Raw genomic sequence first — 15608 nt, forward strand, 5'->3', positions numbered from 1 at the left:
CCGGTTCGATGGGCGCGGCGTTCCCGCGCGCGTCGCTAAGGACTTCGGCGCGTGCCGCGCGTCGCGGCCGACGTGCGTGCGCGGCCGCTGCGCTGCTCGAGCCAGGCTTGCGCCTGCGCGCGCGCTTCGATGTGCGTCGCGGCGACGCGGAACGGATAGGGCGCGTGCTCGGCGCGATCCCACGCACGGGCTTTCTCTTCGTAGGCGCGCCGCCGCGCGAGGTCCGCCTCGATGCGGATCGCGCCGGCGCAAAGCCGCTGCTGCGCGACGTTGTCGCGACACCATTGAACGTAGGCGGATACGAAGCGCGGCGAATGACGCGGCAATTCCTCGCCGTCCATCAGCAGCACGAACGGCTCGGCGCGCGTGTACAGCGCCTTGAACTGCGCGAGCCGCGCGTCCGCTTCCGTATCGGGAACCTGCGCAGGCATGTGCAGGTACACGAGCGGCCAGGAGCGGGTGTCGATGAAGTCGTTCATGAGTCCCTCGTCGGTAACGCCACGCAAGCGAGAAGACTCGGGACAGACGACGTGTCGGACGGTTTTCGGGCAAGACGCGCAATCGATTCGCGGTTGCCTGAAAGAACCGTTGACGGATCTGCGATCCGTCATCTGCCTGCCCCGAGTGCAACGGCGCTGTGCGACGCGCGCTGCCTCGATTTGCGGTGTCTCTTATGACTGTGAACGATAAGCATTATTGTTTAGAAGCTCTACCCGAAACGGATTTATTTCCGCTCGCATCGGTATCTTGCCGCCGCCCCAATGGAACTCGCCCGGCACGGCTGGCGATGCATCCGCGCCGGGCGGGCAAGGCGGGCAAGGGCGGCGAAAAGCGCGTGCGGGCGCGGACGGGCCGCGCCGCGAAAGAGAACGTCGCGAAGGACTGCGTCGCGAAAAGCCCGAACGCAGCCGAACCGATCGTCAGCGACGCTGCTTGAACGCCGAGGGATTGACGCCGAACTGCTTCTGGAACGCCGCGGTGAAGTGGCTCGCGTTCGCGTAGCCCATGTCGGCGGCGACGGTCATCACCGGCGTGTCCGCGCTCGACAGCCGGCGGCGCGCTTCGTGCATTCGCTCCTGCTGGAAGAGCCCGTAGACGCTGTGATCGAACAGCCGCCGGAACCCGCGCTTGAGCTTGAGCACGCTGAGCCCCGTTTCCTTCGCGAGCATCGCGATCGTCGGCGCGCGGCTCAGATCCGCGAGCAGAAGATCCCGCGCGCGCAGCAGCTTCTGCCGCTCCGCCGCCGGCAGCGGCCACGCATGCGGCGCGGCGTCGCCATGCGCCTCAATCACGAGGCTCGCGAGCGCGAGGCTCTGTCCGAGCAGCCACATCGACGGGCGGCCTGCGCGGCCGTGCGCGCACCGATGCCTGTCCTGCAGCGCGTGGCTCAACGATTGCGCGGTCGCGCGCATCTCCGCGTCGCACCGGCACGGCGCGCAGCAGCGCCCCGAATCGAGCTTGCGCTCGAGCGCCGCGTCGAGCTCGGGTGCGAGCTCGCGCACGAGATCCGGCCGGATCGACACAGTCACGCTTTCGATCTGGCCCGAATGCATTGCGCGGCCGCTGCAATCCGGCGTGTAGCTGATGCATCCCGTGCCCGCTGACAGCACGTGCTCGGTTTCGCTGCTGCCGGCGTCGATCGAGAAGCGCGAGCGACCTTGCAGCGCGCAGCAGAAATGAACGCGGCCCCAGTCGTCGCGGATATTCATCGAGATCGGCTGCCGCAGCGCGCCTTGCCAGACGAGCACATCGATGCCGTCTTGCAGCGCGACTCTGAGCAGTCGGCAATCGGGCGCGGACTCGGCGGGCGGCGTCGGACTGGCGAGCAGCGTCGATATCGCGACTTCGGGTTTCGCAAGCGTAGAACTGGAAGAAGGCATCGGTGGTCGTCTCCGCGCGGCATACCGATTGGGGTGGAAGTCGACCCGATCGGGGTAGAAGTGTAAATGCGAATTGTTATCATTATTGCAATTCCAGGCGCCGCCGTCGAGACAATCTGCTCGTTCCGGAGAGTCAGTCTGTCTCGGCGGCTTCTCGCGCCCTTCGGGCGCGTGACGGTCTCGTCTCGCCGTGGCGCGCGCCCACGGCGAGACAGGATTTCTTCGTGACGCACGATTGCACGATGAGTCCGCCCGGCCGTCCTTCGAGATCAACAAGGAGTGTGTGTGATGCGGTATCAGCGAGCCTGGCGGGGCAGGCTCCCGGCGTCGAACGCCTTTGCGATGGCAGTCGCGATTTCTCTCATTCCTTTGTCGAGCGTCGCTCATGCAAGCGCCGCCGGCACGCCGTCGGCGAAGCAGTCGGGCAGCGGTCCGGCCGGGGCCGGCGCGGCGTCCGGCGTGACGGCGGCCGGCGAGCTGTCCGCCGTGACCGTCACCGCGAGCAAACGCGATCAGCCGCTCGCGACGCTCAACGGCGCGGCGGTCGTCGTCGAACAGCCGGCGCTCGACGATGCGCAGGTCGCGAACACACTCGATCTCGCGCGGGTGCTGCCCGGCGTGCAGATCACGAGCGGCGGCTCGATGCTGTTTCCGATGATCGGCCTGCGCGGCATCTCGTCCGCGCAGGATTTCTACAACCCGGCGTTGACCGTGTATGTCGACGGCGTGCCGCAATTGCCGACGTTTTCGTCGCAGACGCTCCTCAGCGTCGATCGCGTCGAGTTGCTCAAGGGGCCGCAAGGCACGCTGTACGGCAAGAGCGCGGAAGGCGGCGTGCTGAACATCGTCACGCTGCCGCCCGACAACACGCCGCGCGTGCATCTGCGGGCGGGCGTCTCGAGCCGCGGCGGCAACGTCGAGCAGGCGGAGGTCGCGGGGCCGCTCGTCAAGGATTTGCTGTACGGCGCGGTGTCGCTCGCGCACGTCGACGCGCCCGGCGATTTGCGCAATCCGGCCAGCGGCGCGAATCATCAGGGCGGATCACGCTCGTTCGCCGGCAGCGCGAAGCTGCGCCTCGCGCCGTCCGGCGCACCGTGGGAAGTGAACGTGTCGGTCGGGCGCGATTGCGCGAAGGCGACGCAGGACATCTATGTGCCCTTCGACGACATCGGCAGCCGCACCGCGGACATCGATCCGCGGCTGCCCGCGCAATATGCGGAGTCGTATATGCGCCGCTGCGGGAACAGCTATGCGCTGTCCGGGCGCTACGATTTCGGCCAGTGGCGTCTGTCCGCGATTTCCGCCTGGCAGACGGTCGACATCGAGCGGCGCTTTCCGTTTCTCCAGTATTTCTCGCAGCAGCCGGAGGACTGGCGGCAGAACGTCCAGGAACTGCGGCTCGCGACGCACGCGCCCGGCCGGCGCTGGGACGCGGTGTTCGGCCTCTATCGGCAGGACGTGCATCAGTCGCGCACGTACGTCAACGACATGGTGATTCCGTCGGTCGTCAATCTGTCGACGACCGCATCGAGCAACGAAGGCAAGTCGCTCGCCGCGTACGGCGACGTCACCTGGCACGTGACGGACGCGCTCGATCTGTCGGCCGGCCTGCGGGCGTCGCGCGATCAGGCGTGGACGCAGTTCGCCGGCGCCGCGATGGCGTCCGCGTCGACGTATGCGCCTTTCGCCGGCGTGAGCGGCACGGCCGGCAACCGGATTCTCGGCAAAGTGTCCGCCGGCTATCAGATCGATCCGGCGTGGCGCGTCTATGCGAACGTGTCGCAAGGCTATAAGCCGGGCGGCTTCAATCTCGCGCCGTCGAGCCTCGCGGATGCGCAGGCCTATGGTCCGGAGCGTGCGGTCAGCTATGAGCTCGGCGCGCGCTATGACGGGCGATCACTGCGCGGCAGCGTCGCGCTCTATCGGATCGACATCCGCAATGCCCAGCTCTACAGCAGCGATTCGCTCGGTTATCAGTCGCTGCGCAACGTTGGCGACACGCGCTCGACGGGCGTCGAGTTCGGCGTCGAATGGGGTATCGCGCGAGGCTGGACGGCCGGGCTCGACGGCTTTGTCAATCACGCGACGTTCCGCAGCTACACCGATCCGTTCGGTTGCGCTACGTGCTCGGGCAACGACGTTCCGTTCGCGCCTCGCTACGGCTTCACGCTGAACGTCGGCGGCGAAGTGCCGACGATGGTCGGCACGGTGCGGCCGCGTGTCGCGGTGCGCTGGCTCGGCGCGCAGTACTTCGACGTCGCGAACAAACTGCGCCAGGGCGGCTATGCGCTGGTCGACGCGTCGCTCGGCTGGCGTCCGCGCCGCGACGTCGAGCTTACGCTCTATGCGCAGAACCTGACGAACCGCGACTACCGCACGTATGCGTTCCGTGCGCCGACAGGCAATCTCGCGCAGGTCGGACTCGGACGCACGGTGGGCGTGACGGTTGCGTTCGATTATTGACCGTGCGCGACGCGGCCGGCCGCATGGCTCGCCGCGTCGCAGGCGATGAGCGCGGCTGCATGCCGCGCGTAGTGTGTTTCGTCGGCGCAGGCCGCGTGCGTCGTTCCATGCCGTTGCAAATCGTCGCGCGCGCACGTGGGCGCGCCGCTTCGATCCCATTTAGCTCCGCCCGCTGCCGGGCTCACGAGGAATCGCCATGTCCGAACCACCGACCGAAGCCGTCCATTCAGACCGCCGAAGACGCGCGAATGCCCGCCCAAGCCCGTGGAGCATCATGCGCCCGGTGCGTGCGCAAATCCGTTTCGCGATGGCCGTCTCGTCGCTCGCGACGCTGCTGAACGTCGCATTCCTGCTGTCGCTCGCATGGACGGTCCGGCAGCTCGTCGAGCGGCCGCATGTCTGGCCGGCGTGGCCGGTCGCGGGCGCCGTCCTGTGCCTCGCCGGCAGCTATTTTCTGCGGCTGGGCGCGTTCAGCCAATCGCACTACGCGGCATTCCGCCTCGAAAAGATCCTGCGCAGCGATCTGGCGGACCGCCTGACGCGCGTGTCGCTCGGCACGCTGCAGCAGGCCGGTGCGGGCGCGCTGTCGAAAGTCATCCACGACGACGTGAAGGCGCTCCACATTTTCGTCGCCGACAGCACGCCGCTCTATGCGCGCGCGTTCGTCGGACCGGCGTGCACGCTCGTCGTGCTGCTGTGGCTCGACTGGCGGCTCGCCGCCGGCGCGGCCGCGGTGATGGCGATCGGATTCGGCGTGCTGACGCTCGCGATGCGCAACGCCGTCGAGATGAGCCGGCTGTACAACGACGCGCGCGAGCGAGTGAGCGCGGCCGTCATCGAGTTCGTGCAGGCGATGCCTGTCGTGCGCACGTTCGACGCCGGCTATTCGACGTTCGGCCGCTTTCAGCATGCGCTCGACGCATATCTCGACGTGCTGACGCGCTGGTATCGGCAGGCGGGTTTCTCCGCGCGTTTCTCGTTCGCGATGCTCAATCCGCTGCCGACGCTGCTCGTGCTGCTGTGGCTCGGCGCGTGGCTGATCGCGCGCGATGCATCGGATTTCGGCGCGTGGATCGCGGTGCTGCTCGTCGGCACCGGGATGGCGGAAGCGATGATGCCGATGATGATGCTCAATCACATGGTCGACAAGGCGAAGCTGAGCGTCGCGCGGATTCAGCAGACGATGGCGCTGCCGACGCTGCCGATGCCCGTCGATGGGCGCGCGCCGGCCGATGCGAGCGTGACGTTCGAGAATGTCGGCTTCGGCTATGGCGCGCCCGCGGATGCGAAGCCGGGAACCGTGCCCGCCCGCCGCCATGCCGGCCATGACGATGAAGGAGACGGCAACGGCAACGGTGACGCGCGCGTGCTGCGCAACGTGAGCTTCCACGTCCCGCAGGGCTCGACGACCGCGCTCGTCGGCCCGTCGGGCGCGGGCAAGACGACCGTCGCGCGGCTGATTCCGCGCTTCTGGGACGTCGATGCGGGGCGCGTGCTCGTCGGCGGCGTCGACGTGCGCGACATGACGGCCGACGTGCTGATGTCGCAGCTCGCGTTCGTGTTCCAGGACACGTTCCTGTTCGCCGACACGATCGCGAACAACATCCGCGTCGGCTCGCCGAACCGCACGATGGACGACGTGATCGCGGCAGCGAAGGCCGCGCAGGCGCACGACTTCATCATGTGCTTGCCGAACGGGTACGACACGCTCGCGGGCGAGCGCGGCGCATTCCTGTCGGGCGGGCAGCGGCAGCGCATCACGATCGCGCGCGCGATCCTGCAGAACCGTCCGATCCTCGTGCTCGACGAGGCGACCGCGTTTTCCGATCCGGAAAACGAGGCCGAGCTGATGCGCGCGCTGTCCGCGCTGATGCGCGGCAAGACGGTGATCATGGTCGCGCATCGCCTGTCGACGATTCGTCATGCCGATCAGATTCTCGTGTTCGATCGGGGCGCGCTCGTCGAAGCGGGCCGCCACGACGCGCTGTTGTCGATGCGAGGCGTTTACGCGCGGCTGTGGGACAGCCATGAACGCGCGCAGCGCTGGGCGCTGCGCGGCGGCGCGCAAGAGAATCGGACCGGCATCGAAATGGAGCGCACGCGATGAAACACGAATCGACCGAAACCCGGCGCCCCGCATCGTGGCGCCTGACGTATCGACGACTGACGAGCGTCGCGGGCCCGAATGCAGGCGCGCTGCGCGCGAGCATCGTCGGCCTGTGCATCGCCGCGGCCGCGCAGGGACTCGCGCTTGCCTGCCTGTTTCCGTTGATCGCCGCGATCGTCGACAAGCGGCCGACCGCGTCGGCGCTCGGCTGGCTGAGCGCGATGACGCTGATCGCGGCGTTCGCGACATGCGCGCGCTGGCGCGCGCAAGGCTTCGAATACAACGGGCGAATGGCGTACACGACGCACGCGCTGCGCATGCGGCTCGGCGAGCAACTGCGCCACATGCCGCTCGACCTGCTGCAGGACAAGCGCTCGGGCGAGATGAACGCGCTGCTGCTCGGCAGCGTCGACGAGAACCTCAACTACACGCTCGCGATCGTCAACATGATCGCGCTCGCGACCATTACGCCTTGCGTCGTCGCGCTCGCCACGCTGTTCGTCGACTGGCGCATGGGCCTGATCCTGCTGCTCGTGTTCCCCGCGATCGTGCCGCTTTACCGCTGGCGCCGGCCGGCGCTCGGGCGCGGGATGCGCGCGCTCGCGGACGCGCACAGTCGATTGAACGCCGACATCGTCGAATTCACGCAAGGGCTGCCGGTGCTGCGCGCGGTGTGCAGCGACGCGTCGAAAGCGTCGACGCTCGCCGACGGCTGCGCGAAACTGCTCGATATGCAGACGGCCGCGCATCGCAGGAGCGCGAAGCCGAATCTCATTGTCGCGAGCGTCGTCGAGCTCGGCCTGCAACTCGTCGTCGCGGCGGCCGTCACGTGGGTGGTGATGGGCACGCTCGAACTGTCGGCCGTCTCGGCCGTGATGGTGATCGTCGTGCGTTTCTCCGAGCCGATGGCGACGTTGATCGGCTATACGGCGGTTATCGAGATGATCGAAGCCGCGCTGGAACGCATCGAAGCGCTGCTTGCGATCGAGCCGCTGCCGGCGCGGCAGCCGCCGTGCGTGCCGACCCGCTTCGAGCTGCGTTTCGACGACGTGTCGTTCCGTTACGCGCGCGCGACGGGCGATGCGCTCGGCGGCTTCAGCGCGACGCTGCCGGCGAACGGGATGACGGCGCTCGTCGGTCCGTCGGGGTCAGGCAAGTCGACGATCGCGCGCTTGCTGCTGCGTCATGCCGATCCGCAGCGCGGCTCGATCGAGATCGGCGGCGTCGACATCCGGCAGATTCCGGAAACGGCGCTGAATGCGTTGATTTCAGTCGTGTTTCAGGACGTCTATCTGTTCGACGACACAGTGCTCGCGAACATCCGCATGGCGCGGCCGGACGCGACCGATGAGGAAGTCGAAGCCGCGGCGCGCGCCGCGCAGTGCCACGAATTCATCGAACGCCTGCCGCAGCGCTGGCAGACGCGGCTCGGCGAGATCGGCGGCAGGCTGTCGGGCGGCGAACGCCAGCGCATCTCGATCGCGCGCGCATTGCTGAAGGACGCGCCGATCGTGATTCTCGACGAGCCGACCGCGGCGCTCGATGTCGAAAGCGAACTGGCGGTGCAGCGTGCGATCGATGCGCTCGTGCGGGACAAGACCGTCGTCGTGATCGCGCATCGCCTGTCGACGATCGTCGGCGCGGACCGGATTCTCGTGATCGACGGCGGGCGGCTCGTGCAGCAGGGGCGGCATGACGAGCTGATTGCGATCGATGGACGCTATCGGGCGATGTGGGAGGCGCAGTATCGGGCGAAGGCGGCGTTCGACGGGTTCGGCGCCGGGCCGGGCGATCGTCGTGCGCTATTGCCGGCGACGACGGATGGCGCGGTGGCGCCAAGCCGCTGACCAGGGCAGGGGCGCTTGACATGCACGCGGCTTCGTTCGTTCGGGAGAAATCGCGTGCGATCCGATTGCCGCGATTCGGCGTGGCGGCATGCGCGCGTGCCCGGCTGCGAGTCGCCATGTCAATCCGCGGTGTCGCCACCCTTCGGCACTTTCGCATGCGCCTTCCTGCCCGGCGCGGGCGACCATGCGGGACGCGTCTTGCGCTCCGAATCGACGACGACGAGATAGCGGCCCGCCCAAGGCGTGACCTGCCGATGCGCGCGCAGCACCCACGGCGTTTCGCCGCCAGCGGCGCGCGCTTCGTACTCGGCGTCACGACGGAAACGATCGACCGGCACGTCGACGAATGCTCGTCGCGCCTGAGCGCGGAGTGTATCTCCGCGACGCTGCGTCGAAGTCGCGCCGTCGCGACGGCTGGCACGAACGTGGACGCATGACGGCTGGTCGTGTCCGAAGCAGGCGCGCGCACCGTTTTTCCGGCGACTCGGCATAATGAAGCGTCGCTTTCTTCCATTTATCCGGAGCGCCCCTTGTATCCACCGATCGAACCCTACGCACACGGCTTCCTCGACACCGGCGACGGCCATCGCGTGTATTGGGAGCAGTGCGGCAACCCCGACGGCAAGCCGGCCGTCTTCCTGCACGGCGGCCCGGGCGGCGGCTGCAGCGCCGATCACCGCCGCCTCTTCGACCCCGCGCGCTACAACGTGCTGCTGTTCGACCAGCGCGGCTGCGGCCGCTCGACGCCGCACGCGAGCCTCGAGAACAACACGACATGGCATCTCGTCGACGACATCGAGCGGCTGCGCGAGATGCTCGGCGTCGAGCGCTGGCTCGTGTTCGGCGGCTCGTGGGGCAGCGCGCTCGCGCTCGCGTATGGCGAGGCGCATCCGGCGCGCGTGACCGAGCTCGTCGTGCGCGGCATCTTCACGGTGCGCCGCTCCGAGCTGCTCTGGTATTACCAGGAAGGCGCGTCGTGGCTGTTTCCGGACCTGTGGGAGGATTTCATCGCGCCCATTCCGCCCGCCGAGCGCGCGGACCTGATCGCCGCGTATCGCCGCCGGCTGACGGGCGACGACGAAGCGGCGAAGCGCGAAGCCGCGCGCGCATGGAGCGTCTGGGAAGGCCGGACGATCACGCTGCTGCCGAATGCCGCGCACGAGGCGCATTTCGGCGACGCGCATTACGCGCTTGCGTTCGCCCGCATCGAAAACCACTACTTCGTTCATCAAGGCTTCATGGAAGACGGGCAGTTGCTGCGCGACGCGCATCGTCTCGCGGACATTCCGGGCGTGATCGTTCAGGGGCGCTACGACGTCGCGACGCCCGCGCGCACCGCGTGGGAGCTCGCGAAGGCGTGGCCGCGCGCGTCGCTCGAGATCGTGCCCGACGCGGGCCACGCGTACGACGAGCCGGGCATCCTGCGCGCGCTGATCGCGGCGACCGACCGCTTCGCGCGCGGGCGCTGATCCACCGTCCCGCGCGAACCTCGGCGCACGTCGCCGCCGCGCAGCGGTGCGCGCGCCGCTTCGAACATTCGTTCGAAATCCTGCCGAATGTAAGCCGCAGAACAGAGGCGCGTGCGTGCGCATGACGATACTCGAAGCGAGTTCAACGAAGTGCGGCGATTCGCCGGGACCATCGGCGAAGAGGGGGAATCGTGAACGCAGGTTTCGTGCAGGACCGCATCAATCAAGCCGTCTGGCGCAGCCGCAGCGCGCTGGGCGGATACGGGCGCGCGTCCGGCTGGACCGATCCGGGCGAGGCGGCGGCGATCGCGTGGATCGCCGAGCGCGTGCGCGACGAGCCAATTCTCGACGTCGGCGTCGGCGGCGGGCGCACCGTGCCGCTATTGAAGACGATCAGCGCCGACTATACCGCCGTCGACTACACGCCCGAGCTCGTCGAGATCTGCCGGCGCAATCATCCGGGCACGCGCGTCCAGCGGATGGACGCGCGCGACATGTCGGCGTTCGCCGACGAGAGCTTCTCGCTCGTCGTGTTCAGCTACAACGGCATCGACGCGGTCGATCACGATGGCCGGATCGCGATCCTGAAGGAGTTCGCGCGCGTGCTGAGGCCGGGCGGCTTCGCGCTGTTCTCGACGCACAATCTCGCGGGGCCCGGCTATCGCGAAGGACTGTCGCGGCTCGCCCGCCTGCCGCGGCGCCCGGCGAACCCGCTCGCGATCGCGTTAGATGCGGCGAGGATCGCGTATTCGCTGCCGATCGGCGCGTTCAATTATTTCCGCCATTCGCGTTTCAATCGCGCGTTCGACGGCTATGCGATGCGTGTGTGCGCCGCGCACAAGTTCGGGATACTCATCATGTACACCGATTTCGCGACCCAGCAGCGTCAGCTCGCCGACGTCGGCCTGAAGCTGCGCGCGGCGTTCGGCGGATCGACCGGCGAGCCTGTGCGGCGCGATCAGAATCTCGGCGACGAAGCGTGGTTTCACTTCGTCGCGAGCAAGCCGTGCATATAGGCCGTCGCTGTCGCCGTTGGTTTAACTGTCGCCGCCGCGTTCGCCCTGCAGCGTGAACACCGCCACCGCGCCGTGCAGCGCGTGTGCCTGTTCGGCGAGCGCGTGCGCCGCCGCGGACGCCTCTTCGACGAGCGCCGCGTTCTGCTGCGTCACGTTGTCCATTTGCGCGACCGCGTGATTGACCTGCTCGATGCCGATGCTCTGCTCGTTCGACGCCGACGCGATCTCGCCGACGATGCCCGTCACCTGCCGCACCGAATCGACGATCTCGCCGATGATCCGCCCCGCATCGTCGACGAGCGCGGAGCCCGCGCCGACGCGCTCGGTCGACTGCTCGATCAGCGTCTTGATTTCGCGCGCCGCCGTCGCGCTGCGTTGCGCGAGCGTGCGCACCTCGCCCGCGACGACCGCGAAGCCGCGCCCCTGCTCGCCCGCGCGCGCCGCCTCGACGGCCGCGTTCAATGCCAGGATGTTGGTCTGGAACGCGATGCCGTCGATCACCGCGATGATCTCGGCGACCTTGCCCGAGCTGTCCGCGATGCCGCGCATCGTGTCGACGACCTGGCGCATCACGTCGCCGCCGCGCGTGGCTGTCGTCGATGCGTCGGCGGCAACCGCGCACGCGTGCTGCGCATGCTCGGCGTTGCGGCGCACGGTAGACGTGAGCTCGTCCATGCTGGCCGCCGTTTCCTCGAGCGACGCCGCCTGTTCCTCGGTGCGCGACGACAGATCGAGATTGCCCGACGCGATCTGCGCGCTCGCGGTGGCGACGCCGTCCGCGTTGTGTCGCACGTCGCGCACGACGTGCGACAGGCTCGCCTGCATGTCCTTCAGCGCGGCGAGCAGCTCGGCGATCTCGTCGTCGCCGCGCGCGTCGATCGGCGTCGACAGATCGCCCGTCGCAACCCGCCGCACGCATGCGAGCGCGCGCGACAGCGGCCGCGTGACGGCGCCGCTGAACCAGACGCCTCCGGCGAGCGCGAGCGCGAACACGACGAGCGTCGCGACGATGCTGATCGTCGTTGCGCGCACGGCGTCGCTCGCGGCGTCGGCCGACACGCGCGCGCTGTCGGCGGCGATGTCCTGCGCGGTCTTTTCAAGCAGCTCGGCAGGCGCGCGATCGACGCCCGCGACGGCCTGGTCGCTCGCGGACGGATCGAACCCCGATGCCTTGAATACTTCGAATCCCTTACGATAGCCTTGCCCCATTTCCGCGTGCGCCGACGCGAACTGCTCGATCAGCCTGCGGCTCTCACTGTCCGGCAGCTTCGTTTCAGCTCGGCGGCGGGCGCGTCGACGGTCCGCTCGCGCTGCTGGAACGCGCGCCAGTACTTGTCGAGTTTCGCCGGGTCCTTGCCGCGCAGCAGCGTGTCCTTCCATTCCTGCACTTGCAGCTTGAACGCGGCGAGCATCGCGGATGACCGCGGTGTTGACATCAATCACGAATGGGGACGAGGGCGCAAGCGCGTTTCGTCGCGCGATCCGGATGCGCGGTGTCGCGCGTCGGCGTCGTGCGTGTTTCGTGCGTGTTTCGCGTGCCGCGAACGGCGAATGACGACGCGGCGAGCGGCTGTTCTCGTGACAACGCATGTGCGTTCCGTATGTCAACAGACCCTAGGCATCACCGCCTCCGTCGTTGCCGCCACTGCCACTGCCACCGCTACCACCACTACCGCGCCGGCCGCCCCGCGCGCTCCCTTCGCTCGCCGCGAGCTTGCGCCACAGCGTCGTCTTGCTGATGCCGAGCATCGCGCATGTGCGATCGCGATCGCCGCCGCATGCGTCGAGCACGGCGCGGATCTCGTCGGCTTCCGCGCGCCGGCGGCGCTGCACGAGCGTCGGGCGCCGCGCATCGGCGTCGCCGTCGGCATGGCCGCCATTCGCGCCGCCGCCGCGTCCGCCATCGCCGCCCGCCGCGAACGCATCGAGCGCGAGCACCTCGGGCGCGATCGCGCGCAGCGTGTCGACGCTCACGGCCGCGCTGCCGCGCTCGTTTGCGTCGGCGAGCTCCACCGCGATCCGCTCGATCACGTTCTGCAACTCGCGCACGTTGCCGGGCCATCGATAGCGGATCAGCGCGGCGTTCGCGGCATCGAGCGCGCGCGCCGCGTCATTCGCGTCGCGCAGCCGCTCGGCGAGCCGCGGCTCGCGGCGCGCGGCCTGCGCGAGCAGCGTCGCGGCGAGCGCGGGAATGTCGGCCGCGCGCTCGCGCAGCGGCGGCAGCCCGATGTTCAGGATGTTCAGCCGGTAATAGAGATCCGCGCGAAACGTGCCCGCCTCGACGGCCGCGAAGAGCGGCCGGTGCGTCGCCGCGACGACGCGGATGTCGACCGGAACCGGCTCGGTCGAGCCGACGCGCACTACCTCGCGCTCCTGCAGCACGCGCAGCAGCCGGCTTTGCAGCGACGGCGGCATCTCGCCGATCTCGTCGAGAAACAGCGTGCCGCGGTGCGCGGCCTCGAAGAGCCCCGCCTTGCCGCCGCGCCGCGCGCCGGTGAACGCGCCTTCCTCGTAGCCGAACAGCTCGCTCTCCAGCAGCGATTCCGGAAACGCGCCGCAGTTCACCGCGACGAACGGATACTTGCGGCGCGCGGACAGCGCATGCAGGCTCTGCGCGATCATCTCCTTGCCGGTGCCGCTCTCGCCGAGAATCAGCACGGTCGCGTCCGATTTCGCGTAGCGCCGCGCGAGCTCGCGCGCGTGCGCGATCGCGGGCGTCGCGCCGACGACGTCGTCGAGCCGGTAGCGCGCGGTGAACTGCTGCGCGTGCTGATGCGAGCGCAGCGTGCGGTCGAGCCGCTCCACCGCGCGCGATTCCTGGAACGTCAGCACGCTGCCGGGCGCGCCGCCGCTCGCGGCGAGCGGCCCGCGATGGACGACATAGCGCACGCCGCGCACGGTCGCGAGCGTGTCGCCGTCGGCCGCGCGCAGCGTGCGCAGTTCGGGCGTCAGATCGTGCAGCGCGCGGCCGACGGCGGCCGACGGCGACACGCCGAGCGCGAGCGCGAGCCGCTCGTTGATCGCCTCGACGCGGCCCTCGCGGTCGAGCGCGACGACGCCGTCGCGCAGATGCTGCAGCAGGTTGTCGAGCCGCTCGCGGCGCAGCGCTTCCGCGTGCGTCGCGTGCGCGACTTCGAGCGCCGTGTTGACGGCCGCGCGCACCGACGCGTGCGAATAGACGAACACCGCGCCCATCCCGGCGTTCGCCGCGAGATCGGTGACGAGCCCCGGCCCGACGACGGTCTCGATGCCGCGCTCGCGCATTTCGAGCACGCGCGTTTCCGCCTCCTGCGCGCTCTGGTACGACGCGAACACGATGTCGAGCCCGTATGCGGCCGCGAAGCTGCGCACCTCGGGCGGCGTCTCGCCGTAGCTGACGAGCGCGATCCGGCTCGCGTCGCGCCGCGCGCGGGCGAGCGCGTGCATCACGTCGAAGCCGGTCGGATTGACGAGCACGACGGGCACGCGCACGCGCGCCTTCAGATAGGTGCCGTTCGAGCCGGCGGCGACGATCGCGTCGGGGCGCTCGCCGCCCGCCGTCGCGAGCGCGGTGATCGCTTCCTCGTAGCCGCGCGCGACGATCCGCAGGTCGGCGCGCTCTTCGTATTCGTCGGCGATGTCGCGAAAGAGCGCGCGCAGCCGGCTGATGCCGACCGCCCAGACGCGCGGCCGCACGCCGGTTTCGGGTAGGGTGCTCATGCTGGATGGATGAAGGGCGCGGCGCGCGCCGCGCCCGAACGAAGAGAAGCGATGCGGCGCATTATCGCGCATGAATTTCAATTCTGGAATCTGGATTTCGAAATTGAAATCGTCTGATCAGTGCGCCGAATCCGGAAAGCGCGCAGAATCAGCGGGTTAGCGGCCGGCGGCGCGCCTGGCCCGGACCTTGCTGTTTATCGGCATCTTTCAGGAGGAGTCGATGGGCAACCCACAACTGATCAGCGCCGGCGCGAAATTCCGCGCGGCGGTCGCGGCCGAGCAGCCGCTGCAGGTGGTCGGCGCGATCACCGCGTATGCCGCGAAGATGGCCGAAGCGGTCGGCTTCAAGGCGGTCTATCTGTCGGGCGGCGGTGTCGCCGCGAACTCGCTCGGCATTCCCGATCTCGGCATTAGCACGATGGACGACGTGCTCGTCGACGCGAACCGGATCACGAACGCGACGAACCTGCCGCTCCTCGTCGACATCGATACCGGCTGGGGCGGCGCGTTCAACATCGCGCGCACGATCCGCTCGTTCATCAAGGCGGGCGTCGGCGCCGTGCACCTCGAGGACCAGGTCGGGCAGAAGCGCTGCGGCCACCGTCCGGGCAAGGAATGCGTGCCGACGGGCGAGATGGTCGACCGGATCAAGGCGGCCGTCGACGCGCGCACCGACGAGACCTTCGTGATCATGGCGCGCACCGACGCGGCGGCGGCCGAGGGCATCGATTCGGCGATCGAGCGCGCGATCGCGTACGTCGAGGCGGGCGCGGACATGATCTTCCCCGAGGCGATGAAGACGCTCGACGACTACCGCCGCTTCAAGGAAGCGGTGAAGGTGCCGATCCTCGCGAACCTGACCGAGTTCGGCTCGACGCCGCTCTTCACGCTCGACGAGCTGAAGGGCGCGAACGTCGACATCGCGCTCTACTGCTGCGGCGCGTATCGCGCGATGAACAAGGCCGCGCTGAACTTCTACGAGACGGTGCGCCGCGACGGCACGCAAAAGGCCGCGGTGCAGACGATGCAGACGCGCGCGGAGTTGTACGAGTATCTCGGCTACTACGCATACGAAGAGAAGCTTGACCAGCTTTTCAGCCAAGGCCGGAACTGATGCACGGAAGCAC

Annotated in this window: 10 protein-coding genes and 2 pseudogenes; 7 read left to right on the top strand and 5 right to left on the bottom strand. The window is 68.7% G+C overall.

Going from position 1 to position 15608, the window contains the following annotated elements; genetic code table 11:
* Positions 1-35: 35 nt before the first annotated feature.
* Positions 36-479, bottom strand: coding sequence for a hypothetical protein (locus tag WT16_RS24860; RefSeq protein ID WP_006029105.1), 444 nt, complete (start codon positions 477-479; stop codon positions 36-38).
* 194 nt (positions 480-673) lie between these two features.
* Here WT16_RS24860 and WT16_RS33955 point away from each other — a divergent pair, with 194 nt between their 5' ends.
* Positions 674-937, top strand: coding sequence for a hypothetical protein (locus WT16_RS33955; RefSeq protein ID WP_156521493.1), 264 nt, complete (start codon positions 674-676; stop codon positions 935-937).
* Here WT16_RS33955 and WT16_RS24865 read toward each other — a convergent pair.
* Positions 921-1880 carry a helix-turn-helix transcriptional regulator gene (locus WT16_RS24865; protein WP_015603499.1) on the bottom strand — a complete coding sequence of 320 codons (960 nt, stop codon included), beginning with the start codon at positions 1878-1880 and terminating at the stop codon, positions 921-923. The genes WT16_RS33955 and WT16_RS24865 overlap by 17 nt on opposite strands.
* A 342-nt stretch (positions 1881-2222) precedes the next feature.
* Here WT16_RS24865 and WT16_RS24870 point away from each other — a divergent pair, with 342 nt between their 5' ends.
* From WT16_RS24870 to WT16_RS24880, 3 genes are all read left to right on the top strand, one after another.
* Positions 2223-4343 (top strand): TonB-dependent siderophore receptor, encoded by a 2121-nt coding sequence (locus WT16_RS24870; protein WP_082874991.1) that lies wholly within the window; start codon positions 2223-2225, stop codon positions 4341-4343.
* Between the two features lie 274 nt (positions 4344-4617).
* Positions 4618-6450: an ABC transporter ATP-binding protein gene (locus WT16_RS24875; protein ID WP_059933375.1), complete on the top strand. Its 1833-nt coding sequence runs from the start codon at positions 4618-4620 to the stop codon at positions 6448-6450.
* Entirely contained in the window at positions 6447-8297 is a 1851-nt protein-coding gene (locus WT16_RS24880) for an ABC transporter ATP-binding protein (protein ID WP_063534460.1), read from the top strand. The genes WT16_RS24875 and WT16_RS24880 overlap by 4 nt, the downstream gene beginning before the upstream one ends.
* A gap of 119 nt (positions 8298-8416) precedes the next feature.
* Here the strand turns inward: WT16_RS24880 and WT16_RS24885 are convergent.
* Positions 8417-8611: pseudogene (locus WT16_RS24885) on the bottom strand (hypothetical protein); the annotation flags it as partial.
* Between the two features lie 216 nt (positions 8612-8827).
* Between WT16_RS24885 and pip the strand changes: the two are divergent.
* Together pip and WT16_RS24895 are read left to right on the top strand one after the other, a co-directional pair.
* Positions 8828-9766, top strand: coding sequence for a prolyl aminopeptidase (gene pip / locus WT16_RS24890; protein WP_006029098.1), 939 nt, complete (start codon positions 8828-8830; stop codon positions 9764-9766).
* A gap of 191 nt (positions 9767-9957) precedes the next feature.
* Complete coding sequence (locus WT16_RS24895) at positions 9958-10782, top strand: class I SAM-dependent methyltransferase (RefSeq protein WP_063534462.1); 825 nt, start codon at positions 9958-9960, stop codon at positions 10780-10782.
* A 21-nt stretch (positions 10783-10803) separates the two neighbouring features.
* On the opposite strand, the pseudogene WT16_RS24900 reads toward WT16_RS24895, so the two are convergent.
* Both WT16_RS24900 and prpR read right to left on the bottom strand, forming a co-directional pair.
* Positions 10804-12200 (bottom strand): annotated as a pseudogene (locus tag WT16_RS24900) (methyl-accepting chemotaxis protein); the annotation flags it as partial.
* Between the two features lie 196 nt (positions 12201-12396).
* Positions 12397-14481 carry a propionate catabolism operon regulatory protein PrpR gene (gene prpR, locus WT16_RS24905; RefSeq protein ID WP_015602550.1) on the bottom strand — a complete coding sequence of 695 codons (2085 nt, stop codon included), beginning with the start codon at positions 14479-14481 and terminating at the stop codon, positions 12397-12399.
* Between the two features lie 220 nt (positions 14482-14701).
* Here prpR and prpB point away from each other — a divergent pair, with 220 nt between their 5' ends.
* Positions 14702-15595, top strand: coding sequence for a methylisocitrate lyase (prpB, locus tag WT16_RS24910; protein ID WP_009914176.1), 894 nt, complete (start codon positions 14702-14704; stop codon positions 15593-15595).
* Positions 15596-15608: the final 13 nt, after the last annotated feature.

The sequence above is a fragment of the Burkholderia sp. MSMB1589WGS genome (assembly GCF_001636105.1).
GTDB classification, from domain to species: Bacteria; Pseudomonadota; Gammaproteobacteria; order Burkholderiales; family Burkholderiaceae; genus Burkholderia; species Burkholderia humptydooensis.

Excerpts from the sequence above, each read along its gene's own strand:
- prpR (WP_015602550.1), bottom strand. The coding sequence starts at position 14,481 with ATGAGCACCCTACCCGAAACCGGCGTGCGGCCGCGCGTCTGGGCGGTC.
- WT16_RS24865 (WP_015603499.1), bottom strand. The coding sequence starts at position 1,880 with ATGCCTTCTTCCAGTTCTACGCTTGCGAAACCCGAAGTCGCGATATCG.
- WT16_RS33955 (WP_156521493.1), top strand. The coding sequence starts at position 674 with ATGACTGTGAACGATAAGCATTATTGTTTAGAAGCTCTACCCGAAACG.
- WT16_RS24880 (WP_063534460.1), top strand. The coding sequence starts at position 6,447 with ATGAAACACGAATCGACCGAAACCCGGCGCCCCGCATCGTGGCGCCTG.
- prpB (WP_009914176.1), top strand. The coding sequence starts at position 14,702 with ATGGGCAACCCACAACTGATCAGCGCCGGCGCGAAATTCCGCGCGGCG.
- WT16_RS24870 (WP_082874991.1), top strand. The coding sequence starts at position 2,223 with ATGGCAGTCGCGATTTCTCTCATTCCTTTGTCGAGCGTCGCTCATGCA.
- WT16_RS24860 (WP_006029105.1), bottom strand. The coding sequence starts at position 479 with ATGAACGACTTCATCGACACCCGCTCCTGGCCGCTCGTGTACCTGCAC.
- WT16_RS24875 (WP_059933375.1), top strand. The coding sequence starts at position 4,618 with ATGCGCCCGGTGCGTGCGCAAATCCGTTTCGCGATGGCCGTCTCGTCG.